Annotated in this window: 24 protein-coding genes, 1 pseudogene and 2 riboswitches; of the genes and pseudogenes, 11 read left to right on the plus strand and 14 right to left on the minus strand. The window is 70.3% G+C overall.

Going from position 1 to position 23,919, the window contains the following annotated elements; translation table 11 throughout:
* The first annotated feature begins 246 nt into the window (after positions 1-246).
* Complete coding sequence (locus AC0699_RS34440; protein WP_478668330.1) at positions 247-2,979, plus strand: heavy metal translocating P-type ATPase; 2,733 nt, start codon at positions 247-249, stop codon at positions 2,977-2,979.
* A 24-nt stretch (positions 2,980-3,003) separates the two neighbouring features.
* Here AC0699_RS34440 and AC0699_RS34445 read toward each other — a convergent pair whose 3' ends face one another.
* The 7 genes and pseudogenes from AC0699_RS34445 to AC0699_RS34475 form a co-directional block, all read right to left on the minus strand.
* Positions 3,004-3,894, minus strand: coding sequence for a cytochrome c biogenesis CcdA family protein (locus tag AC0699_RS34445; RefSeq protein WP_478668333.1), 891 nt, complete (start codon positions 3,892-3,894; stop codon positions 3,004-3,006).
* Between the two features lie 5 nt (positions 3,895-3,899).
* Positions 3,900-4,481, minus strand: a complete 582-nt coding sequence (locus AC0699_RS34450) for a redoxin domain-containing protein (RefSeq protein WP_478668337.1) — start codon at positions 4,479-4,481, stop codon at positions 3,900-3,902.
* An 87-nt stretch (positions 4,482-4,568) separates the two neighbouring features.
* Positions 4,569-5,279 carry a Crp/Fnr family transcriptional regulator gene (locus AC0699_RS34455; protein WP_478668340.1) on the minus strand — a complete coding sequence of 237 codons (711 nt, stop codon included), beginning with the start codon at positions 5,277-5,279 and terminating at the stop codon, positions 4,569-4,571.
* A gap of 188 nt (positions 5,280-5,467) precedes the next feature.
* Positions 5,468-5,953 carry a hypothetical protein gene (locus AC0699_RS34460; RefSeq protein WP_478668342.1) on the minus strand — a complete coding sequence of 162 codons (486 nt, stop codon included), beginning with the start codon at positions 5,951-5,953 and terminating at the stop codon, positions 5,468-5,470.
* A 112-nt stretch (positions 5,954-6,065) separates the two neighbouring features.
* A complete protein-coding gene (locus tag AC0699_RS34465) occupies positions 6,066-6,257 on the minus strand; it encodes a hypothetical protein (RefSeq protein ID WP_478668345.1) in 192 nt (63 codons plus the stop codon).
* Positions 6,254-6,556 (minus strand): DUF427 domain-containing protein, encoded by a 303-nt coding sequence (locus AC0699_RS34470; RefSeq protein WP_478668348.1) that lies wholly within the window; start codon positions 6,554-6,556, stop codon positions 6,254-6,256. The genes AC0699_RS34465 and AC0699_RS34470 overlap by 4 nt, the downstream gene beginning before the upstream one ends.
* 86 nt (positions 6,557-6,642) lie before the next feature.
* Positions 6,643-7,161: pseudogene (locus AC0699_RS34475) on the minus strand (MFS transporter); the annotation flags it as partial.
* 17 nt (positions 7,162-7,178) lie between these two features.
* Here AC0699_RS34475 and AC0699_RS34480 point away from each other — a divergent pair.
* Positions 7,179-7,586 (plus strand): hypothetical protein, encoded by a 408-nt coding sequence (locus AC0699_RS34480; protein WP_478668351.1) that lies wholly within the window; start codon positions 7,179-7,181, stop codon positions 7,584-7,586.
* Positions 7,587-7,631: 45 nt separating this feature from the next.
* Entirely contained in the window at positions 7,632-8,474 is an 843-nt protein-coding gene (efeU, locus tag AC0699_RS34485) for an iron uptake transporter permease EfeU (RefSeq protein WP_478668354.1), read from the plus strand.
* A 244-nt stretch (positions 8,475-8,718) separates the two neighbouring features.
* Here efeU and AC0699_RS34490 read toward each other — a convergent pair whose 3' ends face one another.
* Positions 8,719-9,261, minus strand: a complete 543-nt coding sequence (locus AC0699_RS34490) for an ATP-binding protein (protein ID WP_478668357.1) — start codon at positions 9,259-9,261, stop codon at positions 8,719-8,721.
* Positions 9,262-9,566: 305 nt separating this feature from the next.
* On the opposite strand from AC0699_RS34490, the gene AC0699_RS34495 reads away from it, so the two are divergent.
* The gene (locus AC0699_RS34495; protein ID WP_478668361.1) at positions 9,567-10,169 is read left to right on the plus strand and encodes a TetR/AcrR family transcriptional regulator; all 603 of its coding nucleotides are present in this window, start codon (positions 9,567-9,569) and stop codon (positions 10,167-10,169) included.
* A 215-nt stretch (positions 10,170-10,384) separates the two neighbouring features.
* On the opposite strand, the gene AC0699_RS34500 is transcribed toward AC0699_RS34495, so the two are convergent.
* Positions 10,385-10,912 carry a gluconokinase gene (locus AC0699_RS34500; protein ID WP_478668365.1) on the minus strand — a complete coding sequence of 176 codons (528 nt, stop codon included), beginning with the start codon at positions 10,910-10,912 and terminating at the stop codon, positions 10,385-10,387.
* Between the two features lie 149 nt (positions 10,913-11,061).
* On the opposite strand from AC0699_RS34500, the gene AC0699_RS34505 reads away from it, so the two are divergent.
* Together AC0699_RS34505 and AC0699_RS34510 are read left to right on the plus strand one after the other, a co-directional pair.
* Positions 11,062-12,015 (plus strand): 2-hydroxyacid dehydrogenase, encoded by a 954-nt coding sequence (locus AC0699_RS34505; protein ID WP_478668368.1) that lies wholly within the window; start codon positions 11,062-11,064, stop codon positions 12,013-12,015.
* Positions 12,016-12,476: 461 nt separating this feature from the next.
* The gene (locus tag AC0699_RS34510; protein ID WP_478668372.1) at positions 12,477-13,307 is read left to right on the plus strand and encodes a ZIP family metal transporter; all 831 of its coding nucleotides are present in this window, start codon (positions 12,477-12,479) and stop codon (positions 13,305-13,307) included.
* A gap of 11 nt (positions 13,308-13,318) precedes the next feature.
* Here AC0699_RS34510 and bfr read toward each other — a convergent pair whose 3' ends face one another.
* Positions 13,319-13,798, minus strand: a complete 480-nt coding sequence (gene bfr / locus AC0699_RS34515) for a bacterioferritin (protein WP_478668376.1) — start codon at positions 13,796-13,798, stop codon at positions 13,319-13,321.
* Positions 13,799-14,276: 478 nt separating this feature from the next.
* Positions 14,277-14,431, plus strand: a riboswitch (cyclic di-AMP (ydaO/yuaA leader).
* A gap of 341 nt (positions 14,432-14,772) precedes the next feature.
* On the opposite strand from bfr, the gene AC0699_RS34520 reads away from it, so the two are divergent.
* The 3 genes from AC0699_RS34520 (at position 14,773) to tgmB (ending at position 16,127) form a co-directional block, all read left to right on the plus strand.
* On the plus strand, positions 14,773-14,913 hold the full coding sequence (locus AC0699_RS34520) for a hypothetical protein (protein WP_478668379.1): 141 nt from the start codon (positions 14,773-14,775) through the stop codon (positions 14,911-14,913).
* Positions 14,914-14,995: 82 nt separating this feature from the next.
* Positions 14,996-15,187: a putative ATP-grasp-modified RiPP gene (tgmA, locus tag AC0699_RS34525; protein WP_478668382.1), complete on the plus strand. Its 192-nt coding sequence runs from the start codon at positions 14,996-14,998 to the stop codon at positions 15,185-15,187.
* A 7-nt stretch (positions 15,188-15,194) separates the two neighbouring features.
* Positions 15,195-16,127: an ATP-grasp ribosomal peptide maturase gene (gene tgmB, locus AC0699_RS34530; RefSeq protein ID WP_478668386.1), complete on the plus strand. Its 933-nt coding sequence runs from the start codon at positions 15,195-15,197 to the stop codon at positions 16,125-16,127.
* Between the two features lie 163 nt (positions 16,128-16,290).
* Here the strand turns inward: tgmB and AC0699_RS34535 are convergent, their stop codons facing one another.
* The gene (locus AC0699_RS34535) at positions 16,291-17,691 is read right to left on the minus strand and encodes a CBM96 family carbohydrate-binding protein (RefSeq protein ID WP_478668390.1); all 1,401 of its coding nucleotides are present in this window, start codon (positions 17,689-17,691) and stop codon (positions 16,291-16,293) included.
* A 252-nt stretch (positions 17,692-17,943) separates the two neighbouring features.
* Between AC0699_RS34535 and AC0699_RS34540 the strand changes: the two genes are divergently transcribed.
* Both AC0699_RS34540 and AC0699_RS34545 read left to right on the plus strand, forming a co-directional pair.
* Entirely contained in the window at positions 17,944-19,308 is a 1,365-nt protein-coding gene (locus AC0699_RS34540) for an MFS transporter (RefSeq protein ID WP_478668394.1), read from the plus strand.
* On the plus strand, positions 19,305-20,309 hold the full coding sequence (locus AC0699_RS34545) for a TolB-like translocation protein (protein WP_478668397.1): 1,005 nt from the start codon (positions 19,305-19,307) through the stop codon (positions 20,307-20,309). The genes AC0699_RS34540 and AC0699_RS34545 overlap by 4 nt, the downstream gene beginning before the upstream one ends.
* A 69-nt stretch (positions 20,310-20,378) precedes the next feature.
* Here the strand turns inward: AC0699_RS34545 and AC0699_RS34550 are convergent, their stop codons facing one another.
* The 3 genes from AC0699_RS34550 to AC0699_RS34560 form a co-directional block, all read right to left on the minus strand.
* Complete coding sequence (locus tag AC0699_RS34550) at positions 20,379-22,058, minus strand: 2Fe-2S iron-sulfur cluster-binding protein (RefSeq protein WP_478668400.1); 1,680 nt, start codon at positions 22,056-22,058, stop codon at positions 20,379-20,381.
* Between the two features lie 181 nt (positions 22,059-22,239).
* Positions 22,240-22,530 carry a hypothetical protein gene (locus tag AC0699_RS34555; RefSeq protein WP_478668404.1) on the minus strand — a complete coding sequence of 97 codons (291 nt, stop codon included), beginning with the start codon at positions 22,528-22,530 and terminating at the stop codon, positions 22,240-22,242.
* Positions 22,523-23,026, minus strand: coding sequence for a hypothetical protein (locus AC0699_RS34560; protein WP_478668407.1), 504 nt, complete (start codon positions 23,024-23,026; stop codon positions 22,523-22,525). The genes AC0699_RS34555 and AC0699_RS34560 overlap by 8 nt, the downstream gene beginning before the upstream one ends.
* 440 nt (positions 23,027-23,466) lie before the next feature.
* A riboswitch (cobalamin riboswitch) is annotated at positions 23,467-23,624 on the minus strand.
* Positions 23,625-23,919 lie beyond the last annotated feature (295 nt).

The raw sequence follows: 23,919 nt of genomic DNA on the forward strand, positions 1-23,919 counted from the left end.
GCCACGCGACGCCCAGAGCAAGCGCCCCCACCGCGACGATCGCGGCCGCGTACGGCCCGTAATTGCGCTGCTGGACGAAGCTCATGGCGGGCCTCCTCGAAGCGCACCAGTCAGTGCTCGGGCTGCGGTCCGCGGCCGGAGCGCGCCGGACAGCTCCCTCCTGGCGAGGCCGTTCGGCAATTCAGTCCATACCGGGTGGGGGTATCCTGGGGTTGGGGAGGTAGCCGGACAGAGGGAAGGTCTGTCATGGGTATCGCCGATATCGCCGTGGTGGCGGCAGCCGTCGTGCTCATCTCCGCACTGGGCTGGTTCTTCTTCGGCCCCCGCCATGCCCGTACCGCGCGTATGGAGAACGGCGTGCAGCGGGTCGAGATCACTGTCCGGGGCGGCTACAGCCCTGATGTGATCCGGGTGAGGCAGGGGGTGCCGGCGGAGCTGGTCTTCGACCGGCAGGAGTCCGGGGAGTGCACCAACCGGGTCCTCTTCCCGGACCTGCGCATCAACGCACTGCTACCGGCGTACGCGCGCACGACCGTACGGCTCGACCCGACCGAGGCCGGAACCTTCGGCTTCGCCTGCGGAATGAACATGATCCGCGGCACCCTCCAGGTCGAACCGGACGGAGAGGCAGCCCCCGTCGGCCGCCCGGCCTCCGCTGCCGGGGCGGCGCAACCGCCGCCCGTCGAGCCGAGCGCGGCCGAGACGGAGGCCGCGGATGCCGCCGAGCGCCGTGCCGAGATCGAGGACCTGACCCGCCGGGTCGTCGTGGGCGTGGTGCTGACCCTTCCGGTGCTGTTCGCGGTGATGACCCATGAGCTGTTCGGTGCCGGCTGGGTGCCGGGCTGGATGCTGAATCACTGGCTGCAGTTGGCCTTGATCACTCCCGTGATGTTCTACACCGGGTGGCCCGTGCACGCGACCGGCTGGCTGACCCTGCGCCACCGGGGTGCCGACATGAATTCCCTGATCACGCTGGGCACTTCGGCGGCGTACGGCTACAGCCTGCTGGTGACGCTGGCGCCGGGACTGCTGCCCGAGGAGGTACGGGCGGTCTATTACGAGGCGGTCGGGGTGATCCTCACCCTGATTCTGCTCGGGCGGCTCCTCGAGGCGCGGGCGAAGGCCGGTACGGGCGAGGCGATCCGGGCGCTGCTGGGCCTCCAGGCCCGTACGGCCCGCGTGATACGGGACGGGACCGAGGTCGAGATCCCCGTCGAGGACGTGGTCCTGGGTGACGAGATCGCGATCCGGCCGGGGGAGAAGATCCCGGTCGACGCCGAGGTGCTGTCCGGCTCCTCGGCGGTGGACGAGTCGATGGTCACCGGCGAGCCTATGCCAGCGACGAAGCGCGCCGGGGACACGGTCATCGGCGCCACCGTCAATACCACCGGTTCCCTGCGGGTGCGGGCGAGCAAGGTGGGCGCCGACACGATGCTCGCCCAGATCATCCGCCTGGTGCAGCAGGCCCAGGCGTCCAAGGCACCCATCCAGCGGCTCGCCGACACCGTCTCCGCCTACTTCGTGCCCGCCGTGATCGCGATCGCCGTCGCCGCGTTCGCCCTCTGGTACACGATCGGACCGGCCCCCGCCCTCACGCTCGCGCTGGTTTCCGCGGTCGCCGTGCTGATCATCGCCTGTCCGTGCGCGCTCGGGCTGGCCACCCCGCTGTCCGTCATGGTCGGCACCGGCAAGGGTGCCCAGGCGGGCATCCTCATCCGTTCCGCCGAGGCCCTGGAGACCGCGCACAAGCTGGACACCGTCGTCCTGGACAAGACCGGCACCGTCACCGCCGGAAAGCCCGAACTCACCGACGTCCACACCGCCGAGGGCTTCGGAGAGGAACGGCTGCTGGCGCTGGTGGCCGGCGCGGAGGCGGACAGCGAGCACCCGCTCGCGGGCGCGATCGTCGCCGCCGCACGGGAACGCGGCCTCACCGTGCCGCCCTCCTCCGGCTTCGAGTCGGTCACCGGCAAAGGCGTCCGGGCCACCGTGGACGGCAAGGCCGTACTCGTCGGCACCGCCCGCCTCCTCGGCGACGCCGGCGCCGACACCGCCCGACTCACCGCGGTCGCCGAGCAGTTCTCCGCCCTGGGCAAGACCCCCGTACTGGCCGCCGTCGACGGACGGCCCGCCGGGGTCCTCGCCGTCGCCGACACCGTCAAGGAGGACTCCGCGGCAGCCATCGCTGCCCTGCGACGCCTCGGCATCGACACCGTCATCATCACCGGCGACGACTCCCGTACGGCCAAGGCCATCGCGGCCCAGGTCGGCGTGGGCCGCGTACTGGCCGAGGTGCTGCCCCAGCACAAGGCCGACGAGATCCGCCGGCTCCAGTCCGAGGGCCGCACCGTCGGCATGGTCGGCGACGGCATCAACGACGCCCCCGCCCTCGCGGCCGCCGATGTCGGCCTCGCCATCGGCACCGGCACCGACGTGGCCATCGAGGCCGCCGACATCACCCTGATCTCCGGCTCACTCACCGGAGTCGTCACCGCCATCCGCCTCTCGCGCGCCACCATGCGCAACATCCGCCAGAACCTGTTCTTCGCCCTGATCTACAACGCCGTCGGCGTCCCGCTCGCAGCCGGGGTCCTCTACCCGCTGTGGGGCATCCGCCTCAGCCCGATGATCGCCGCCGCCGCCATGGCCCTGTCCTCCCTGTCCGTCGTCACCAACGCCTCCCGACTGCGCCGCTGGCACCCCGCCCCACTGCCGCAGGCCGAGTCGGTGGCAGTGCACCCCACCGTGGAGACCGGAGCGGCCGGGGAAGACGACGCCCAGCGGCAGGAGGTGACCGACCCGGTGTGCGGCATGCACGTGGACCCGTCAACCGCCGCCGAACACCGCGACACCGCCACCGGCACCCACTACTTCTGCTCCGCCCACTGCGCGGCCGTCTTCGATGCCGACCCCGGCCGCTGCGGCACGGCGCCCGCCACCCCAGGGCACGGCCGTGGCCCAGGGCACCGGCCGTCGTGATCAGCCTCAGCTCGGCAACTGCCCCTACGTGGTGCGCGGCGGCGTGCTGGTGCTGCCGTGGCTGGGTTCTTTCCTGGTGGTGCGTCGGTGGTGGCGCAGGAACAGGGCACCGAGGAGGAGCACGGCGAAGACGCCTGCGATGGCGGGGACGCCGATGGTCGAGAGGGCGTCGGCCAGCGCGCGCTGTACGGTGCCTGCCGCGTCGATGACGGGGTCTGTGCTCCGTGGGTTGCGCTGGACGCGGATTTCGTACCAGCCGTAGTAGGCCACGTACGCGCCGACCAGCAGGAGGAGTCCGCCTCCGAGGCGTGAGGCCACGGAGCCCAGGCGGCGCAGCCCGCCGACCCGGGTGGTGCGGGTCAGGGCCACGGACAGTGCGGCGGCGCCGACGATGACGCCCATCCCGGCCGCGTACGCCGCGAACAGCACGACGCCCTCGATGGTGGATCCGCTGCGGAATGCGGAGACGACGATGGCGAGGAAGGGGGCGATGGTGCAGCCGAGGGAGGCGATCGCGTAGGCCGCGCCGAACAAGGCCATGGAGAACGCGGAGCGGGTCACGGTCGGTGCGCGGCGGAGCTTGGGGAGCAGCGTGGGCAGGGCACGCCCGGCCAGCAGCCGGCCGCCGACGAGGGCGAGCAGCAGGCCGAAGGCGATGGTGAACCAGGGCAGATGCTCTTGCACCTGGCCCGCGACGGGCGCGACGGCCAGCCCGAACAGGGCGAACACGCCCGCGAACCCGGCGGTCATGGCAGCCGTAGCGGCCAGTGCACGGGCGACGGCCGCCGTACGGCTGGGCGTGTCGTCGCCTAGGACGAGCAGGGAGAGATAGGCGGGAAGCAGGGCGAAGCCGCACGGATTCACCGCTGCCAGCATTCCTGCCGTCAGGGCGAGCGCGAGGGGGAGGTCGGGCATGACGTTCAGCCGACGAGCCGGCTGACCTTCTCGGCCAGTCCTTCGCCGGCGGGCAGGTTGCCGGTGAAGACGATCTTGCCGTCCTTGTCGAGGATCACGTACGTGCTCTGCTCGGTGATCTCGAACTTCTTCCAGATGTCCCCGGCCTCGTCGGACAGGTTCGGGAACGTGCCGACCTTCGCCGAGGTGACGAAGTCCTTCATGGCCGCAGGCTTGTCGAGGCCGGCCACGCCGACGACGTTCGCCTTGCCCTGGAATTCGGCGGCGACCTTCGCCGTCTCGGGCCCCTGCGCCTTGCACTTGGGGCACCACGGCGCCCAGAACCACAGCACCGCCGGCTTCCCGGCCAGCGTCGCGCCGTCGAACGGCTTCCCGTCGATCGTCGTCCCGGTGAAGCGCAGCGCCTCGGGCACAGACGCCGCAGAGGTGGCGGTTGCATCGCCTTCCGGGGCGGTGGGGGCGCTGCTCGCCACCGGGCTGCCCGTGGCTGCGGCTCCGTCGGCCGGGGTGCCGGTGTCCGAGCCGCAGGCGGTCAGGGCGAGCGCCGCGGTGGTGAGGAGGGCGGGAAGGAACGAGCGGGCACGCATGTCAGCTCCTGACGTTCGGATTCGGCACTGAATCTAGATCCGTCGGGGCAGCACGTGGGCCGGGAGGGTGCTTACGGTTCGGTGACGTCAGCCGGCCCGGTCCGCCAGTCTATCGGCGTCGAGGACGGTGACGCGGCCGCGAGCGAGGCGGATCAGGCCCTGGTCGGCATAGTCGCGCAGGACTTTGGTGCACGTCTCGCGGGAGGTTCCGGCCAAGGCGGCGATCTGCTGGTGGGTGAGGGCGATCTGCGGGCCGCGGCCGCCGAGCACGCGTGGCCGGGTTTCGGCGGCGAGCGTCAGCAGGGTGGTGGCGATGCGCTGCGGAACGGATTTGAAGACGCTGTCGGACAGGCGCTGTTCGAGGTCGGAAAGGCGTCGGCCGAGGATCGCGGTGATGCGGGCGGCGATCCGGGCGTCCGAAAGCAGGAACTTGTGGACGTCCGCGCGGCTCATCACGCAGACGACGGTGTCGTCGAGGGCCTCGGCGTAGTTGTCGTACATGCGCTGCCCGAGCAGCACCATCTCGCCGAAGACAGTGCCGGGGGTGATGATCGCGGTGGTGAGGGCGCGGCCGTCGGCGGAGACGCGGAAGATGCGGATACGGCCCTTCTTGAGGATGAACAGCACCTCGGACGGCTGGGCGGGCGAGTAGAGGATCTCTCCCGCGCTGTAGGTCTTCATCGGTGCGGCCTGCGCGATGGCTTCCATCTCCTGCTCCGACAGGTCGCAGAAGATGTCGACCTCGGCCAGGCACCAGGTCCGCGCCGAGGTGTTGTTCTCCGCTGCGGCGTCGGTCATGGTGTGCGTCTCCTCGCGTCGTCCCGGTGCCCACGGCGGGGGCGCGGCCCCCCATGCCGGGCTGGCGAGCGCCTCGGCGCCCTCGGCCAGACAGTAGGGCACCGCACCGCCGTCGATGCCTGTCCGGCGCGGCACCGCGCCCGGCTGTGGGGTGCCGGGGCCGGGTGTTGACGCGGGCGGTACGGGGCTCATCCTCCGGCCGGACCGGTGCGCTGGCTGGCACTCTGGGCGATGGCGGCGAACGTCAGTCCGGCGAGCAGTCCGAACAGCAGGTGGGCGCCCAGGCTGGAGGCGGTGACGTCGTTCCATACGAAGACGGGCATGCCCATGTTGGCGGGCATGATCCACAGTGCGCCGATGAACCACCACACCGCGCCGTAGAGCAGCCCGAGGACGACGGCGGGAGCGAGCCGCTTGGCGAACTGGCCGAGCAGCGCGCCGAAGGTGACGCCGGCGAAGAGCGCGATGGACAGGTGGATCAGCCAGCCCACGAAGGCATTCGTCGAGCCGAGGAGACCTGCGACCATGGTGATCATCGCGGTGTCCGTCATCGGCCGGGACACCGACATCCAGATGCCCATCCCGATGCCGCCGACCAGTCCGGCAGCGGCGCCCCACGCCGCATGAAGGGGTATCGCGGCGGTTCTCGAGGATGCCTGCACGGTGACGGTCATGGTGATCGTCCTCCTCATTGCGGTGCCGTCACTTCTCGAGGCTGACGCTAGGACGCAGGGCATGTGCAGGTATGTGAGGGCGCTTACGTACCCGCCGGTAGAGGAGAGGCCGTCAGGGTGACTCCTCGGCGACCAGTCGGGGCGCGGCGATGTCCACGCTCCGCGGCCCGAGCGGTCGGACGCGCCGGCCTACCCCGAGGTCGGCGGGCAACGCCCCGCTCACCAGCCCGGCCCAACCGCCGACAGCGACGGCCGCGGCCCCGACGGTCCAGGCCCCGGCGCGGGCCAGGCGGCGGCCGGTCACGGGGCGGGCTCCGGCTCACCCTCGACCGTGATCCCCTGCCAGAACGCGACATGGTCCTTGATCCGGCGCGCCAGGGGGCTGGGGTGCGGGTAGTACCAGGCCGCGTTCGGGTTGGTCCGCCCGCCCACGGTGACGCTGTAGTACCGGGCGAGTCCCTTCCAGAAGCACAGCGACCTCGACCGGCTCTCCGTGAAGTACTGCCGGTGCAGCGCATCGGGCGGGAAGTAGTGATTGCCCTCGACGATCACCGTGCGCGGGGCTTCCGCGATCACTGTGCCGTTCCATACAGCCCGCAGCATGGTCTTGCTCCTCCACGTGCGCCGGAGCACTTCCCCGGCTGTGATGGACGCTACGCGCGGTCGGTACGGCGCTTCCGTGACGACGCTCACCGTTCAGCACCTCGCCGCGCCGTCGGAGCCGCCCGAGAAAACTCCGTACGAGGGCGATCTTCCGTCGTGCGATGAGCAAGCGGACGTCGCGAGCCAACCGGCGTTCTTCTCCGGCATGGCGCCTTCGCGTCCCCAGTCACAGGCGTGGCTCGAGTCACAGGCGTGGCTCGGCGGGCGGCGAGGGTCAGGAGGGGGCCCACGGCCAGGAGGAGGGCGAGGGCGGCGAAGCCGTAGGTCAGGGTTGCGAGAGTGACCACGGCCGCTACGAGCAACGGGCCCCCTGCGTCGCCGAGTTCGCGGCCGAGTTCAGCGGACCCCATGGTCTGGCCGAGGCGTTCGGGCGGGGTGGAGGCGGCCAGGGCGGCGAAGCCCAGCGGGGTGATCAGGCCGGTACCGACGCCGATGAGGGCAGCGCCGGTCAGGACGCCCGCCACACCGGGAAGCATCGCGCACGCCAGGCCCGCTGCCGTGATCAGACGAGCACATAGCAAGCACGTCCGGTCACGTCCACGCCGTTGCGACGCTGCAGACCGTGGCCCGTTTCCTGCATGTCGCCGCCCTCGTCGTCGGCCTGGGCGCCGTACTCGCCGTCGACTGGTTCGCCCTCCTGTGGCTGCTCGGACGTCGCCGCCTGGCCGACATCCTGAACACGGCCTGCACGCTTCAGGCCCCTATCTGGATCGGGCTGGCCGGGCTGGTCGCCACAGGCATGTTCCTCCGGCCCGATCTGACCTCGACACTGACCCTCGTCAAGCTCGGACTCGTCCTGGCCATCACCCTGAACGGCCTCTACGCCCACCGGCTCGGCCAGCACCTTGACCGCTACCGGGACGAGCGGGTGCCCCGCAGCCTCCTCGTCCAGTCGGGTGTCGCCGCCACCGTCAGCCAGCTCGGCTGGTGGGGCGCCAGCCTGATCGGCTTCCTCAACAGCCAGTCCTGAGCCAGGTCCTGAGCCTGCGCTGAGCCAGTCCCGCAAGGAGACCGTGTGTTCGCCAACTACCTCATCGGCCTGCGCGAGGGTCTTGAGGCCAGCCTCGTCGTCTGCATCCTGGTCGCGTACCTGGTCAAGACCGACAACCGGAGCAAGCTGCCGCCGATCTGGCTCGGCGTGGGTATCGCGGTCGCCCTCAGCCTCGGTGTGGGCGCGGTGCTGCAGTTCGGCTCCACCCAACTGACCTTCGAGGCCCAGGAGATGCTCGGCGGTGGCCTGTCCATCCTCGCCGTGGCCCTGGTGACCTGGATGATCTTCTGGATGCGTCGCACGGCCCGGCACCTGAAGGCCGAACTGCACGGAAAGCTGGACCAGGCCCTCGCCATCGGCACCGGGGCGCTCGTGGCGACCGCCTTCCTCGCCGTCGGCCGCGAAGGCCTGGAGACCGCCCTCTTCGTCTGGTCCGCCGTGCAGGCCACGGACGACGGAGCCCGTCCTCTCGCCGGCGCTGTCCTCGGCCTGCTCACGGCCGTCGCGCTCGGCTGGCTGTTCTACCGCGGCGCACTGCGGATCAACCTCGCGAAGTTCTTCACCTGGACCGGCGCCCTGCTCGTCGTGGTCGCAGCGGGCGTGCTCGCATACGGCATCCACGATCTGCAGGAGGCCGACATCCTGCCCGGCCTGGACAACCGGCTGTTCGACATCAGCGCGACCATCCCGCCGGACAGCTGGTACGGCACCCTGCTGAAGGGCGTCTTCAACTTCCAGCCCAACCCCAGCGTGCTGCAGGCCCTCTGCTGGGCGCTCTACCTCGTCCCCGTCCTCTTCCTCTTCCTGCGCCCGGCCCGCATCGCGCAGGCAGCCGCACCAGCGATGGTGACGTCGACCGAACCCTGATCGTCTTGATTTCCCGGCGCGCCGGGGAATCAAGACGGAGCCCACGATCGGCCTGTTCAAGGCGGACTGCGGGGGTGGCTTCCTGTTGTCGCCACCAGTCGCGTTTGTGCCAGGCGGACGGCACGTGGTCGAGGGTGGAGCGAGGACGTTCTTCGTGGTGCCAGGTGGCCCACCGGAAGATCGCTCGCTCGACCTGGTCGACGCCCGGCGCCGCCGGGCGGCCTCGCCTGTCACGGCCCTGCCGTCACCGCTGCACTGTGCCTTCGGTGCTCGGCTCCGGGAGGGGGGCGGACAATTCGAACCACGTGGTCTTGCCGGTCGCCGTGCGGCAGCTGCCCCACGCCTCGCTGAGCAGATCGAGGAGTTCGGTGCCGCGGCCTCCTTCTGCGTCCGGGCGCGCGGTGCGACGTACGGGGCCGGCGTCGTTGGTGTCCTCGACCTCGCACCGCAGGCGGTCTTCGCCCACTCTGAGGTTGAGCCGCACGGGGCCGTGCGCATGACGCAGGGCGTTGGTGACCAGCTCGCTGACCAGGAGCTCGGCGGTCTCTACCAGGTCTGCGGAATCCCACTCGCGGAGGCGCTCGGTCACCAGCCGCCGGGCGCGGCCCACCGAGGTGAGGCTCCGGGTCAGAGGCCAGGACGCCTCCCGGGCGGTGGCCCGGGCGGCGGGCGCGTCGAGGGGACGCAGGGGCTCCAGACTGCGCGCCCATAGACCCAGGTGCCGTGCGAACCACGACGTCGAAGCGTCCTTCGAGACCCATTCCGTCTGCTGCTCACCATGTGGCATGCCGGTGATCCGCCCCGGTCGGCCGTGCCGACGGGCGCGGGGCCAGGGGAAACGTCCTGCGCTGGGAAGTTTGGTGAGGTCAATGTACGGGCGGGCCATGATGATCAGTCCCTTCTGTGCCGGGTGGCCCGGTCGCTCGGATCGAAGTGGCTCCATGAGCCGGACGCGGTGCCCGGCTCCTCCATTCATGTAGCAATTGCTACATCTATAGAATACATGTAGCGGGTGCTACAGTAAAGACCGCAATGAAGGGCTCGAAACGGACATATGGGTGGCGTTCGGTTGCCCGCCTTCTGGGAGGCTCCATGCCGCGTCCGGCCGACCCGGCCAAACGCCGGGAACTGTTGGATCAGGTCCGGGAGTACGTGCTCCGCAACGGCCTGGCCGAGCTGTCCTTGCGCCCGCTGGCCCGGGCGCTGGGGACCAGCGACCGCATGCTCCTGTACTACTTCGGCACCAAGGAGCGCATGGTCTCGGAAGCCCTCGCCCTCGACGAGCGGCGTCCGCTGCTGAGGCTCAGGGAAGTGCTGGAAACGGCCGGCGCGCCGGAGGACGCCGCGGGCCTGCGACGCTTCCTCGAGGAGGTGTGGGAGCAGTTCAGCACCCCGGACCGCCGCGCCGTCCTCCCGCTGTACCTCGAGATGATGAGCGCCAGCCTGCTTCACCCGGAGCGGTACGGGCCGCTGATGCGTGAACTGATCGCCGAGTGGACGGACCTGACCGCCGACCTGTTCGCCGGCCTGGGTATGTCCGAGACACGGGCGCGGAACGAGGCCGCCCTTCTCGTGGATGCCGTCTTCGGCCTCCTCTTCGCGCCGCTGGCTGATGACGACTGGGACCGAGCCGGAGCGGCTTTCCGCTCTCTCCTCGACCGCCTCGAGCCCGGCTGGTGTGCGACCCGGGAGTGACGCACGGGCAGCCAGGCCGTTGCCACGGCCATGCCGTCCATTTCACCTCCAGGCCTGCGCGGAGTACCCCTCGGGCAACGCGGTCAGCTGTCAACGCCATGCCGGTGCCCTACGTGTAGGGCGAGCCCTGGCCCATCGCCGGTCTCTGCGCGGGTTTCTGGCCGAAACAGCTCCAGGTCCTGTCCAGGTCCTGGCCGCCGATCTGCATGCCGCCGTCAGGCGTTCGGCCGGGCGAACGCGCGCAGTGCCGCCTCCACGACCTCCGCTGTGCTGCCGGATGCGTCCAAGGTCACGCCGGGTTCGTCGGCCTCCAGTGGTTCCAGAGTGTCGAACTGGGAGTCGAGCAGCTTCGGGGGCATGAAATGCCCCTTACGGCGGGCGATCCGGTCCGCTGCCACCTCACGGTTCAGGGCGAGGTGGAGAAACCACACGTCGGCCCCCGTGCGGCGGAACTGATCCCGGTACGTGCGCCTCAGGGCCGAACACGTCACGACGCCGCCCCGGCGACCGGCCGAGGCCGTTCGGATCCATTCCGTGAGGGCCGCCAACCAGGGCCGGCGATCGGCGTCGTCGAGGGGGTGTCCAGACGCCATTTTGGCCCGGTTCGAGGCCGGATGGAGATCATCGCCTTCCAGGAACGGCATGCCGAGGCGTTCCGCGAGCCGTGCTCCGACGGTGGACTTGCCGGACGACGACACGCCCATCACGATCACCACTCGGGCATCGTCTGCGGTGCTGGCCAACGGGCCTCCCTACGAGGGCAGTGGGACACTGAATAGCGTCCGCTATCGCCTGCTATTTGGGCAAAGGCGCCGGAGGCGCGAGCCGGCGGCCAGGCCCCGAGCAGCTTCCGCGACATGGTCGACCGGCCGGCAGGCCAGGAGCCCGCCCTATGAACTCTGTCGACGCCTCTGCCGGGGCACGGGTCCTGCTGCCCTTCGCGCCGTCCGAGATCGGGGGGCTTCCCGGGGGATGGGACGCGGTCGTCTGGGACGGTACCGGCCTGGGCCCCACCGGCCGCGGGCTGGAAGCCGTCGAGTTCTTCGTCATCCCCTACACCTTCACCGCAGCGGCGCTGCCCCTGCTGCCGGGGCTGCCGAACCTGCGCGTAGTGCAGTCCCTCAGCGCCGGCGTGGACGATCTGCTCCCGCATCTGCCCGCCGGGGTCATGCTCTGCAACGCCAAAGGGGTGCACGACGCGAGCACGGCCGAGCACGCGGTCGCGCTGGTCCTCGCCGCACTCCGCGACATTCCCGACCTCGTCCGAGCACAGGACGCGCAGCAGTGGTCCGAGGGTTTCCAGACCGCGCTGGCCGACCGGACGGTCCTGCTGCTCGGCTACGGGGCCATCGGCAGCGCCGTCGAGGCCCGGATGACGCCGTTCGAGTGCCGCGTGCTGCGGATGGCGCGCACGGCGCGGGACACGCCGCACGGGCAGGTGCACGCGTTGACGGATCTGCCGTCCCTGCTGCCCGACGCCGACGTGGTGGTGCTGACCGTGCCCCTCACCGACGCCACCCGTGGGCTGGTCGACACGGACTTCCTCGCCCGTATGAAGGACGGCGCTCTGCTGGTGAACGTCGCCCGGGGCCCGGTGGTGGACACCGCCGCACTGCTCGACGAGCTGCGGACAGGGCGGCTGAGAGCGGCCCTCGACGTCACCGACCCGGAGCCGCTCCCGCCGGGGCACCCGCTCTGGACTGCTCCGAACACACTGATCACCCCGCACACGGCCGCAACCACCTCAGCCTTCCGACCCCGCGCCGTGGCATTCGTCCGTGCCCAGCTGGCGCGGTACGCGGCAGGCGAGCCTCTGGCCAATGTGGTGATCGCCGGAACGGACTGACCGGACGGATGCCGCGGCTGAACGCCCGGAGCCCAACGGTCGCCACCACGAGCGGACGAGTGTGCAGCCTCAAGAGTGCGCCGCCCCGGTGGCCGCAGGGTGCTGCGTGTGGCCGGTGAGGGAATGAAGGGGCCCCGGCCTGCGACGGGGGGACGCCGGCCGGGGCCGCTTGGAGCCCGGGGGTGACTCCACCTGTTCTACGGGGAAGGGCGGCCCGTCCGTCGCGACGAAGCCGACAATTTCTGAGCCGGAAGAAGAGCCCCGGCCCGCCGACGGGGGACGCGGGCCAAGGCGGTCCTGGCGCCGACCCGGCTCGCGCCGCACCCAGCTGCCGGCTGTCAAAGGCGGGTGTCCGCCCACAGGTCGAGATGCGGCGGGCTCCGGACAGGGTAATGCTAATTAGGTAAGGCTTACCTATCTCGCGTTGGGATCAGTCCCTGTGCAGCTCCACCTGGATCGTCATGTCTGAATCGCAGATTGCTCTGCTCGGAGCCATTGCCGGGTTCACCATCTACCTCGGCCTGCCCGTCGGCCGCCTGCGCAGGCCCGTCCCGCGCCTGAGCGCCGCCCTCAACGCCGTCGCCATCGGCATCCTGCTGTTCCTGTTCTGGGACGTCCTCAGTGAGGCATGGGAGCCGACCGACGCCGCACTGAGTGATCGGCACTGGGGGGCGGCGGCCATAGGCGGCTCGGTGCTCATCGCCGGCCTCGCGGTCGGCCTGTGCGGCCTCGTGTACTACGACCTGTGGATTTCCCGGCGCCAGGCATCCGCCACGGCTTCGTTCGACGGGCCTGGAGCGGCAGCCACGACCGAACTGGCGGCCAAGGCCCACTCGCGGGCCGCCGGCCTCGCCTTCATGATCGCCATCGGTATCGGCCTGCACAATTTCGCGGAAGGCCTGGCCATCGGCAACTCCGCAGCGACAGGCGAGATCTCGCTGGCAGTCCTGCTGGTCATCGGTTTCGGCCTGCACAATGCGACCGAAGGCTTCGGAATCGTCGCCCCGCTGGCCGCCGAGGGTGAGCGGCCCTCTTGGGGGACCCTCGCGCTGCTCGGCCTGATCGGCGGCGGTCCCACCTTCGTGGGCACCCTGGTCGGCCAGCAGGTGGTCAACGAAACCCTCAGCGTCGCCTTCATGGGCCTGGCCGCCGGGTCCATCCTCTACGTGATCATCGAGCTGCTGGCCGTCGTTCGCCGAGCTGCCATGAAGGAGCTGACCGCCTGGATGATTCTGCTGGGCCTGCTGCTGGGCTTCGCGACCGACGCCGTGGTCACCGTCGCCGGAGTGTGAACCCCGGGGGCTCAGCCCTCCGGCTGCTCGATCAGCTGGGCCAGATAGAGCGCTTCACCGAGCTTCTCGATCAGCTCGAGGTGGGTGTCGAGGTAGTCGATGTGGTGTTCCTCGTCGGCAAGAATCGACTCGAAGAGGTTCGCCGAGGTTATGTCGCCCTTGGCCCGCATGACATCGATGCCGCGCCTCAGCCGGTCGATCGCCTCGACCTCGACCTCGCGGTCCGCCTGGAACATCTCCGTGACCGTCTGGCCCACCCGGACATGGAAAAGTCGCTGGTAGTTCGGCAGGCCGTCCAGCACGAGGATCCGGTCGGTCAGGACCTCCGCGTGGTTCATCTCTTCGAACGACTCCCGCCGGGTGTGGGCGGCAAGCCTGGTCCAGCCGAAGTTCTCCTGCATCTTGGCGTGCAGGAAGTACTGATTGATCGCGGTCAGCTCGGCGGTCAGCTGCTCGTTGAGGAACTCCAGGACCTCGGGGTCGCCCTGCATCGCTCGCGCCTCCCTGCTCCTGGCCGGGCGGGCACGAAGACGCGCCGCACCGGCGGCTGCTGTCTACGGACATCGTTTCACCAGACCGGTCCCCCTGCCAGGGAAGGCGGGCTGACCTCGGATGCCGGGGTGAGGGTGATCATGGCGGTCGAGTCCGTCGGGTGAGCGATGCGTGCGTCGGGGTGGTACCACCCCGGGCAGGCGGGCGCGGTCGCAGCCATGCGGCCGTGCGTGCCTGCCCGGGGACCGTCATAGCAGCCTGGATTGCCGGCACGCAAACGGGTGCACGCATCCCCCTTTACCGGGGGTACCGGGTCTACCTACCACGAACTCTTTTGTGGGAAAAGCAAGTTGACGCGTGCCCGCTTGTGGAGGCCTTGTGCTCGAACGCAAGGTCCCTCTAACGTGCTCGGCGTTCGGAGAAGTCGAACACCGCGTGGCCGGACCGCCGAATCCTGCCCCCGGCGCGCGGCAGCACATCACCACACCGCCGGCAGGAGCGGGGGACCCACTTGCGCCGTACGGGACAACGCGTACCCGGGCGGCTTGGGGTGAAGCCGTGAGAATCACGGCCGGGCGACTCTCCAGCCCGAACCCGACAGCTCACCTCGTAGGCGTTCGGAGTACGGAGCCACCGTGATATCTGCAGTCGGACGAGACCGCGCCCCATGCCCCCGGACCACCACGCGGCAGCACGTCAGCCGCGCCTCCGCCGTCGGGTCGACCTCGCGCTGCCGCCACCGCCGACGCTCTGGCCGGTGACGGCGATTCCTGCGACGGCGGCACACTGACCGCCGGCTTGCACTTCGAGGTGCGCGTCACCCCGGAACACGGTCCGCCGGCGACCCGCTGGACCGGCTGCGGGACCACGGCGTGAAGACCTGACACGTCACCCTGGTCGACGGTCCGCCGCAGGGTCGGTGCGGTGCGACCTCAGTCGAGAACTCCAGTCATCCGTACGAGTGCGGCAGCCGGTGGCCGGCAGTACCTCCCCCGGCGTCGTGCTCGGCGAGAACGTACTCGCTGCCCACTCGGCGAGCCCGCGGCGCGCGGCCACCGACGGCGTCCTGCTGTCGATGATCCGACCTCCGTCTCCCGACCGGGTCGCCGCATGACCGCATGCCACAAGCCATTCAGCACCCCTGCCCGACGAGCAGGCAGAGCCTGCCGCCCGTCCGGCACGCAAGAGGAGATGTGATGAAACCGTTCGCGTTGAACTACGCCCGCCCAGCCTCGGCCCCGCCCGTCGTGATCCCTTACGCCTACGACCCCACGCGTCAATTGAACGTCCTGCCCGACGGGCGCACGGCCATCAGCGACCGCGAACTGCTGCTGGCGTGTGGCACCACCACGTCCACCGCCGGTTCCCAGACGCACTTCGACGACTGACGGCTCCATGACCGTGCTCGTACTGACCTGCGCCGAGGACGTGACCGCGGACATGGTGGTGTCCGTCCTGGACGATACGGGCGTCCCGGTCGTACGCCTGGACCCCGCCGACCTCCCGGGCGAGGCTGCCCTGTCCGCCGAGTACGTGCGGGGCGACTTCGACGGACACCTGTCGGCCGGGGGTCGTGCGGTGGGGATGAGCGGACTGCGCTCGATATGGGTACGCCGGCCCGGCCGTCCCGCGGCGCGCGCCGCCCATCAGTCCGCATGGCTCACGGCCGAGGCCGAGCAGGCCCTGTACGGAACGCTGAACTGCACGGGCGTGCGCTGGATGAACCACCCGGTCGCCGCGACGCAAGCCCGCTGGAAACCATGGCAGCTTCGCGTCGCCCACCGCAGCGGCTTCGCGGTACCCCCCACGCTGATCACCAGCTTTCCGCAGGCTGCACGCGAGTTCGCCGCCCGGTACCCGGACCTCGTCGTGAAGCCGGTTTCGGGAGCGCATCCCAGCGACCCGCCGCTGGCACTACCCACCACCCCCGTAGAGCCGGACGCCGACTTCGCCGGAGTGACCGCCGGCCCCACGCTCCTGCAGCAGCGCGTGCCCAAGCGCGCGGACATCCGGCTGACCTGTGTGGGGGACGAGCTGTTCGCCGCGCGGAGGGCGTCCGGCCCCGGCCAGGTGGACTGGCGTTTCACCGACGACGGCGGCGCCTGGGTCCCGGCCGAGGTACCCACCCGTATCGCGGAGGCCGTGCGCGCCTACATGTCCCTCGCCCAGCTCGCCTACGGCGCCTTCGACTTCGCCGAGGACGGTGACGGCACCTGGTGGTTCCTGGAGTGCAATCAGGGCGGGCAGTTCGGCTTCGTCCAACTGGAGACCGGCCAGCCCATCGCCGAAGCCGTCGCATCCTGGCTGGCTTTGAGCACCGCGGTGTGAGCTGGTCCTCAAGCCGGTCCTCGAGCTGGTCCTCAGCCGTACGCAGGCGTGTTCCGGGCCACTCGGGGACGGCGAAGCCGCAGGCGATCGGCAGCACCGAAGTCGACGGGGCTGTCCGGGGCTTCGCCGCGGACAGCCCCTGCCGGGTGCGAGAGGCGATCACTCAGTGGCAGTTGGTGGTGCCGCTGTCGCTGTAGGTCTTGCCGGCCTCGGGCACGAACTGCCAGTCGTAGCTGTTGGCGTGGAGGGTGAACTTGAGCACGCCATAGGTGTCACTGTTGCGGGCTTGGCTGTTGGGCTGGATGGTGCCGAAGCTGTAGTGGCTGGCACCGCCCATGCCGGCGACGAAGTGCCGGATGCCGCGGGTGTTGTCGAGCTGACCGCTCGGGTTCATGGGAGCGAACCGCTCGTACTGGTGGTTGTGGCCCGTGGCGATCACCTCGGCGTTGTAGTCGTACAGCGCCTGGACGAGGGGCCCGGTCGAGGTGTCCGGGGCATGGTTGGCGCCCGAGGTGAACCGCGGCTTGTGCCAGTAGGCGATGGTGCACTGCTTGGTACTGGCGGCCAGGTCGGAGCGCAGCCACTGCTCCTGCGCCGATCCGACGGACATGCTCACCTCGGAGTTCAGCGAGACCACGTGCCAGTTGCCCAGGTCGTAGGAGTAGTACCCCCGCCCGGACGGGCCGGCGTTGGCGCCGAAGTAGTTGTAGTACCCCGTGGCTCCCGACGTGTGGTAGTCGTGATTGCCCGGCGAGGGGCGGGTGCGGGCCTTGTGCCTTCCCCAGGTCGGCTCGTAGTAGGTGGTGAACTGCGAAGCCGTGCCGTCCGGGTAGACGTTGTCGCCGGCGGTGAACACCGTGCCGGGGATGCCGTCGAGCAGGTTGGCGGTCGCGGTGTCGCCCGAGCCGGAGTTGGAGATGTCACCGGCGCCGACGAGCACGGGGTCACCCGAGGGCGGCGGGGTGGTGGGGGTCGGGGTCGGCGAGGGACCGGTGCCGGTGGTGACCACCAGCTGCGGGGCGTCGGCGCCGCTCTCCCGCGAGTCGTAGTAGGCGCCGTCGCTGTTGGTGGAGGTCGCGCCGACGCTGAAGGTGCCGTTGCCGGTGACCAGCGAGGTCACGTCGATCTCGTACCAGGTGTCCTTGGCGACCGAACCGAGGCTGCCCAGGGTGGCGCCGTCGATGGCGGGCTTGTTGTTCCAGGTCGTGCCGGTCTCCGACCACGTGGTGTTGCTCATCGCCTTGAACGTGCCGCCGGTGCTGCTGCCGTTGTTGCCGCTGATCGTGCGGATCCGCAGCTTGGCGCTGGTCACCGGCTCGGTCAGTCCGCTGACGGTGAACTTCAGCAACGACTGGCGCACGGGCGAGTTGTCGACCACGAACTGCGTCGAGGTGCCGTAGTTGGTGGACGGAGTGGTGCTCTGTACGTAGGTGTCGGCGACCGGGGTGAAGGTGTTCGTGGCCGCGACGGCCGTGTCGGCGGTCGTGAGCAGAGCTGCGACGGCGGCGGTCGTCAGAGCGACTGCTCCTCCCGCCATCCCGGCTCTCTGGAAGCGGATGCCCATCAGATGTTCCCTTCTGAGGTGAGGGCTGTGGAGGGCAATGAGGGAACCTAGGGACCCTGCGGAGCCATCACCACCGCGATTGCATGAACACCGGGCGTGCTGTGCGTGAGGTCTTTTCCCACCCGCTCACGTGTTCTGACGACCCGTAAGCAGGCCACCGGCTGTTCATCGACTGCATGTCTGCCCGCCGACTGCCGTGCGTGGTTCACGCGCCGCCGGCACCGGACGATGGGCCGTCGTCATCGCCATGGAGTGCCGCTGAACGCGAAGGCTCCGTGGGCGTCCGTCGTCGCGGAGGCGGTCCCCCACCCGCTCGTCCCACTCAAGCCGCAGGAGGTGCGCAATCGCGTGTATCTGTCGACAATCGGCTGGTCCAGGGCGGCCGGCAACGCAGGCGAGCCCGGCACGCGCCGACTGCCCGCGATCAGCGCCAACGTCTTCGCTCTCGGCTCCGTAAGCCTGGTCACCGACATCTCCGCGGAGATGGTCACCGCGGTCCTTCCCCTCTACCTGGTGCTCGGCCTGCAGCTGAGCCCGGCGGCCTACGGAGTGATCGACGGGGTCTACACCGGCGCCACGGCGCTGCTGCGGATCGTCGGCGGGTACGTCGCCGACCGGGTGCGCAGCCGCAAGGCGGTGGCGGGCGTCGGCTACGCGCTCTCGGCCGTGGCCAAGCTGGGCTTGCTCGCGGCGGGCCGGTCGGTCGCCGCCGTCGGGTTGGTGATCGCTGTCGACCGGACCGGAAAAGGGCTGCGCACGGCGCCCCGGGACGCGCTGATCACGCTGTCGACACCACCGGAAGCCCTCGGCCGGGCCTTCGGCATACACCGTGCGATGGACAGCTTCGGCGCCTTCCTCGGCCCGCTGGTGGCACTGGCGGTCCTCGCCGCCGCGGGCCAGTCCTTCGACGCGGTCTTCGTCACCAGCTTCTGCGTTGCCGTCCTCGGCGTCGTGCTGCTCGTGCTGTTCGTACGCGACCGGCGCGACCCGCAGCCCGAGGCCGGGACCGTCTCACCGCGCGGCGCCGTGTCGATGCTGCGGGCTGCGCCGGTCCGCCGCCTCGTACTCGCCGCTTGTCTGCTCGGTCTTGCCACCGTCGGCGACGGCTTCGTCTACCTGCTCCTGCAGCGACGCGAAGAGCTGAGCGCAGGCTGGTTCCCGCTTCTCGCGGTCGGCACCAACCTCGGCTATCTGCTCCTCGCCGCCCCCCTCGGGGCCCTCGCCGACCGGGTCGGCAGGCTGCCCGTCATGCTGGGCGGCTACACCGCGCTGATTGCCGTCTACCTGTTGCTGTTCGGTCCACTCGGCGGGTGGCCGCTGATCGTCCTGACGCTCGGCCTCTACGGCATCTTCTACGCGGCCACCGACGGCGTACTCATGGCGCTGGCAGGCCCGCTGCTGCCCGAACGGCTGCGCACCACCGGCATCGCCATCGTCCAGACCGGCCAGGCACTGGCCTACCTCGTCTCCTCGGTCCTGTTTGGGATGGCCTGGCAGGCATGGGGCCCCGGGACCGCCAGCAGGGTGGCAGCCGCGGGCGTCGTCGTGGCGATCATCGCTACCGCCGTCCTGCTCGCTCGCCGACCCGGAGCCGTCATCCAGGAGGAATCCAGTTGAGCGCCCTGACCCAGCGGACCCGGATCATCGTCCTCATCGCCACCGCCGTGGTGCTCGCCGCCGTTGCCATCGGCTACATCCGGCTGGCCGCCGACCGGACGACCATGGCCGGTGCCGACGCCGGCGCCGATCGGAGCACCACCACCGCGGACCGCGCGACGCTGGCTCCCGGCCGGCGTCTGCTGGTGGTCAGCGACCGCCGTCTCGTCAGTGTCTCCCGGGACGACCCGAGCGGCCCGAGGACGGTCGGCCCGCTGGAGTGCGTCCGCGTCTATGCCGCGGCAGGCACCGGCGTCTGTGTCCGTCCTGACTCCCCGTGGTCCTACCGCCTCGTCGTCCTCGACGAGGAACTCCGTGAGAAGCGCGCATTCCCGCTCCCCGGTCTGCCCAACCGGGCCCGGGTGTCGGCCAGTGGCCGCATGGTGGCATGGACGACCTTCGTCGGGGGCGACTCCTACAACAGCGGCGGCTTCTCCACCCGTGCCGGCATCCTCGACACCCGTACCGGCGTGCTCGTCAGCACACTGGAGAACTTCGTGGTGACCAGAGAGGGCCGGCCCTACCAGGCCGCCGACCTCAACTTCTGGGGCGTCACCTTCGCCGCCGACGACAACCGGTTCTACGCGACCATGTCCACGGCCGGCCGCCGCTACCTGGTCGAGGGCGACTTCGCGGCCAGAACCGTCCGCACGCTCAAGGAGAACGTGGAGTGCCCGTCGCTGTCACCCGACGGCACCCGAATCGCGTTCAAGGAGGCCATCGGCGCCGATCCCACCCGCGGCTGGCGACTGTCCGTGCTCGAACGGGCCTCCATGCGGGTGACGCCCTTGGCCGAGACCCGCAGCATCGACGACCAGGCAGCCTGGCTCGACAACGCCACGCTCGCCTACACGGTGCGGGACAGCAGCGGCGACCCCGATGTCTGGTCCGTGCTGGCTGACGGGTCCGGCGCACCTCGGCTGCTGGTACCCGAATCCGAATCCCCGGCCGCACTGGGCTGACCGCCGGGTCCGCTCGCCCTCGACACCGCCCCGGCGTACCGGCGCGGTTCCGTGATCAACGTTCCGTGCTCAACCCTGGTCGAAGTCCACGGTGACGCCGGGGCCGGCGGGGCGGGTGCGGCAGGCGAGGGCGAAGCCTGCTGCCACCTCTGAGGGTTCGAGGTCGCTGGGGTCGCGGTGGACGTCACCGCAGACGACCTTGGCACGGCAGGTGCCGCAGATCCCCTCCTGGCAGGAGTACGGGACGTCGAGCCCCGTACGCAGAGCTGCGTCCAGGACGGACTCGGAGCCGGGGACGGACAGGGTCGTGGGGACGCCCTGGTCGATCACCGTGACGTCGTAGGGCCCTGCCGGCTCACCGGCGCGGTCCCGGTCCGCGGTGTCGGCGGGGTGCGCACTGCGCGGTGAGGGTGGGGTGGCCGCGGCGAAGCGTTCGGAGTGGATGCGGGAGGGGTCCAGGCCGCCTTCGGTGAGGACTTCGCGTACGTCGGCGGTCATGCCGGACGGGCCGCACAGGTAGGCCTCGTCGACATCGTCGAGTCCGGAGCCCTGCTCTGCGGTGAGTTCGCGGAAGCCGGAGGCGTCGAGGCGGCCTCGGCGGACCGGGGTGTCGTCGGGTGCGGGGCGGCTGAGGACATGAAGGACGCGGAGCCGCCCGGCGTATTCCTTCTCCAGACGGGCGAGTTCTTCACGGAAGATCGTCGATGCCTCGTCCCGGTTGCCGTAGATGAGGGTGCACCGGCTGCGTGGCTCCATGGCCAGGGTGCTCTTGACGATGGACAGGACCGGGGTGATGCCGCTGCCGGCGGCGACTCCGAGCACATGCCGGGCGCGCAGCGGGTTGAGGTCGATGGCGAACCGTCCGCCCGGGACGCCGACTTCCACCTGGTCGCCTGCTCGCAGGCGGTTGGTGACCCAGCCGGACATGCGGCCTCGCGGTTGCGCTTTGACAGCGACGCGCAGTTCTCCGTCGGTGATGCCGTTGCAGATGGAGTACGGGCGGCGTACCTCGGCGCCGTTGATCACGGTCTTCAGGGTGAGGTGCTGGCCGGGCCGGAAATGGAAGGCGGCAGCGAGGTCGTCGGGAACCTCGAAGGCCACGGAGACGGATTCGGCCGTCTCGCGCCGGACGTCGGCGACGGTGAGCCGGTGGAAACCGCGAGGCTTCACCGGATCGGCCGCGGCTGCCGGCGGGACTGCGGGACGGGCTGCGGCGCGATGGACACGGCGGCCCGCCGCCAGCCGGTACACGACCAGGAAGACGAAGGCCGCGCCGATCACCGCGGCGCTGTAGCGCACCAGCGGGCCGTCGGCGTCGCTGCCCGCGGTGAAGGCGTGCAGGGTGGCCAGCGCGAAAACCGCGAAAGCGGTGCGGTGGACGTGGCGCCACAGCCGCTCGGGCAGGCGGGATTTGAGCAGAGAGGTGATCTGGATGGCGGCCAGGAAGTACATCGCGACCACGCCGCAGGCCTGTGCCGTCGGGTTGGCCTTGCGGGCGAAGGGGACCAGCAGTTCGGCCCAGCCGAACGAGAACAACGGGTCGAGAACGAGTGCCACGAGGTGCACCGCGGTGAAGGACACGGACAGGCCGCCCAGCAGTCGGTGCAGGTCCAGCAGCCAAGCGGGGGCGGGTCGCCCGCCCAGTATGCGCGTGGACAGCAGCAGGCCCCACAGCGCGGCCAGTGACACCAGCCACCACGCGGTCAGCCCGCCGGCGCGGGTGACGTACCACCACAGCTTGGGGTCCATCGTGCATAACCTTTCGGAAGGGCCGCCTTGCCCGCCGCGCTGTGGCGGGACAGCAGGTCGGCAGCCCTGAGTGTGTGAGCGAGCAGATCAGTGCTTGTGCCTGTCCTCGGCGCTGCGCAACGAGGGGTCGTGCCTGCGGGCCCTCAGCACGGTGAGCGCGGTCGGTCGGACAGGCCGCGCGTCACCTCGCGGGAATCAACGGCTTCCCGGCGGCTTCGGACGCGTCCACAGGGCGCCGCACGATCGTGACGACCCGCACCGGCTGTGCCGGCGCGGCGGGTTGTGTCCGGGGTGCCGTCCGCTCTTGAGCCGTGGGCCGAGCAGTCTCCTCCTGATGACGGGCAGCGTCCTTCGCCTGCTCGGCGGAGGCGAACGCGGCCACCAGGAGCAGGGTGACGGCCACACTGCCTCCACTCACCGCTATGCGCGATACCGCGGCCGGGTGCCGAAGCCTGCCGCCGCGCTCAGTCATCGTCCGCTTCCTTGTCATCGTCGGACGCGCCGCCGTGGGAACCGCGGGAGCCGCTGTCGTGCTCGTCGTCCTTCTTGAGGCCACTGCCGGGCGTGTCGTCGTCGTCCGCGCTCGCCGCACCGGCCTGAGAGGGCGTGGCAACGGGATGGAGAACGACGGCTTCGGAGCCGGGGGCGGTCCGCCCGGGAGCCCCGGCCCCCAGCACTGCCGCCGCCCGCTCGGGTGCCGGCCGTGCGGCGACAAGCGCCTCGTTCCGGACCTGTTCCACCGGCGCGGCTTCGCCCTTGGACCGTTCGACCGGAACGTCCACGTACCGCGTGACCTCGACCGTCGGCACCGGGCTCGGCGCCGTGGACGGTGCGGAAGCCGTGCCGGGCCCGTTCGATACGGCCGCCTCCGGTGCGGACCGGCCCATGAGGGTCACCCCGGCGATCACTCCTGAGGCGCCGACGGTCACTATGGCGGCCGCCAGGGCGAGAGCACGACGATGCTCCACGAAACGTCCTCCAAGTTAGGTAAGGCATACCGAAGCCGACGAGAGACTGTAGCGGCTGTGCGCCTGATCGGGGAACTGAGGTCCACACTCCGGCTGCGCGCCTGCGAGCGCACACCTCACCCGGGCGGCCCTGCTCCGTGAAGCGAGGGACACCGGATCGCCGCGGTCCGAAGAATGATGGTGATTCACATCAGGGACGGCATGGGCGTGCATGCCCTGGGGGCAGCCGTGCGGGGTGCCCTGTCCAGATACGCCGGTCAGCCGCCGGGGCCGGAACGGGCCGGCAAAGCAGAGCGGAACCAGCGTCAGGAGGCCGCGGAAAGCCACCCAGGGAGGCCAGCCTTCAGTGGTGGCGGCGCCACTGTGGGTGAGGAAACAGCGCTGGAAGCAGTGGACTGTGCCACGGCGAACCTCCTTGGGGAACACGCGTCCCGTTCGATGGAGCATGAGCGACAACGCCGGGTCTGACTCACCGGTGGCCCGCTATCCGTAAGGGGAATGGCCCCGGCATACAGTGGCGCGACCGTGCCGGATTCTCACCGGCTTCCGCACGCTGTCGCCTGAACGCCGAAAACGTACCGCTGGCGCTACTTTCGGCCAAGGGCGCATGGGAGCGCCATTCATCACACTAACGGCCGTGTGCGCTCCCGCACTTCGGACCCGCGGTCCCTGCGGCTCCCGCGAAGATGCTGACGCAGGTCCGCGCGGAACGGGCCGGGCAGACGGGACTGTGAAGACGTGGCCTTGGGCCTGTCGTTTGGATCAGGCCACGCGAGCCCGGCAAGATCCGAACGACAGGTCCTAGTAGGGCTTGGTCAGGTTCACTCGCCGGTGGCGTGTCCGGTTGAGGGGGCTGTGTCGTTGACCGGGGGTGACACCTGAGGAGTTGGATG

The sequence above is a fragment of the Streptomyces sp. NPDC043870 genome (genome assembly GCF_056435785.1).

Coding starts and splice junctions, on each gene's coding strand:
- AC0699_RS34440 (WP_478668330.1), top strand. CDS start 247: ATGGGTATCGCCGATATCGCCGTGGTGGCGGCAGCCGTCGTGCTCATC.
- AC0699_RS34445 (WP_478668333.1), bottom strand. CDS start 3,894: ATGCCCGACCTCCCCCTCGCGCTCGCCCTGACGGCAGGAATGCTGGCA.
- AC0699_RS34450 (WP_478668337.1), bottom strand. CDS start 4,481: ATGCGTGCCCGCTCGTTCCTTCCCGCCCTCCTCACCACCGCGGCGCTC.
- AC0699_RS34455 (WP_478668340.1), bottom strand. CDS start 5,279: ATGACCGACGCCGCAGCGGAGAACAACACCTCGGCGCGGACCTGGTGC.
- AC0699_RS34460 (WP_478668342.1), bottom strand. CDS start 5,953: ATGACCGTCACCGTGCAGGCATCCTCGAGAACCGCCGCGATACCCCTT.
- AC0699_RS34470 (WP_478668348.1), bottom strand. CDS start 6,556: ATGCTGCGGGCTGTATGGAACGGCACAGTGATCGCGGAAGCCCCGCGC.
- AC0699_RS34490 (WP_478668357.1), bottom strand. CDS start 9,261: ATGCCACATGGTGAGCAGCAGACGGAATGGGTCTCGAAGGACGCTTCG.
- AC0699_RS34495 (WP_478668361.1), top strand. CDS start 9,567: ATGCCGCGTCCGGCCGACCCGGCCAAACGCCGGGAACTGTTGGATCAG.
- AC0699_RS34505 (WP_478668368.1), top strand. CDS start 11,062: ATGAACTCTGTCGACGCCTCTGCCGGGGCACGGGTCCTGCTGCCCTTC.
- AC0699_RS34510 (WP_478668372.1), top strand. CDS start 12,477: ATGTCTGAATCGCAGATTGCTCTGCTCGGAGCCATTGCCGGGTTCACC.
- bfr (WP_478668376.1), bottom strand. CDS start 13,798: ATGCAGGGCGACCCCGAGGTCCTGGAGTTCCTCAACGAGCAGCTGACC.
- tgmA (WP_478668382.1), top strand. CDS start 14,996: ATGAAACCGTTCGCGTTGAACTACGCCCGCCCAGCCTCGGCCCCGCCC.
- tgmB (WP_478668386.1), top strand. CDS start 15,195: ATGACCGTGCTCGTACTGACCTGCGCCGAGGACGTGACCGCGGACATG.
- AC0699_RS34535 (WP_478668390.1), bottom strand. CDS start 17,691: ATGGGCATCCGCTTCCAGAGAGCCGGGATGGCGGGAGGAGCAGTCGCT.
- AC0699_RS34550 (WP_478668400.1), bottom strand. CDS start 22,058: ATGGACCCCAAGCTGTGGTGGTACGTCACCCGCGCCGGCGGGCTGACC.
- AC0699_RS34555 (WP_478668404.1), bottom strand. CDS start 22,530: ATGACTGAGCGCGGCGGCAGGCTTCGGCACCCGGCCGCGGTATCGCGC.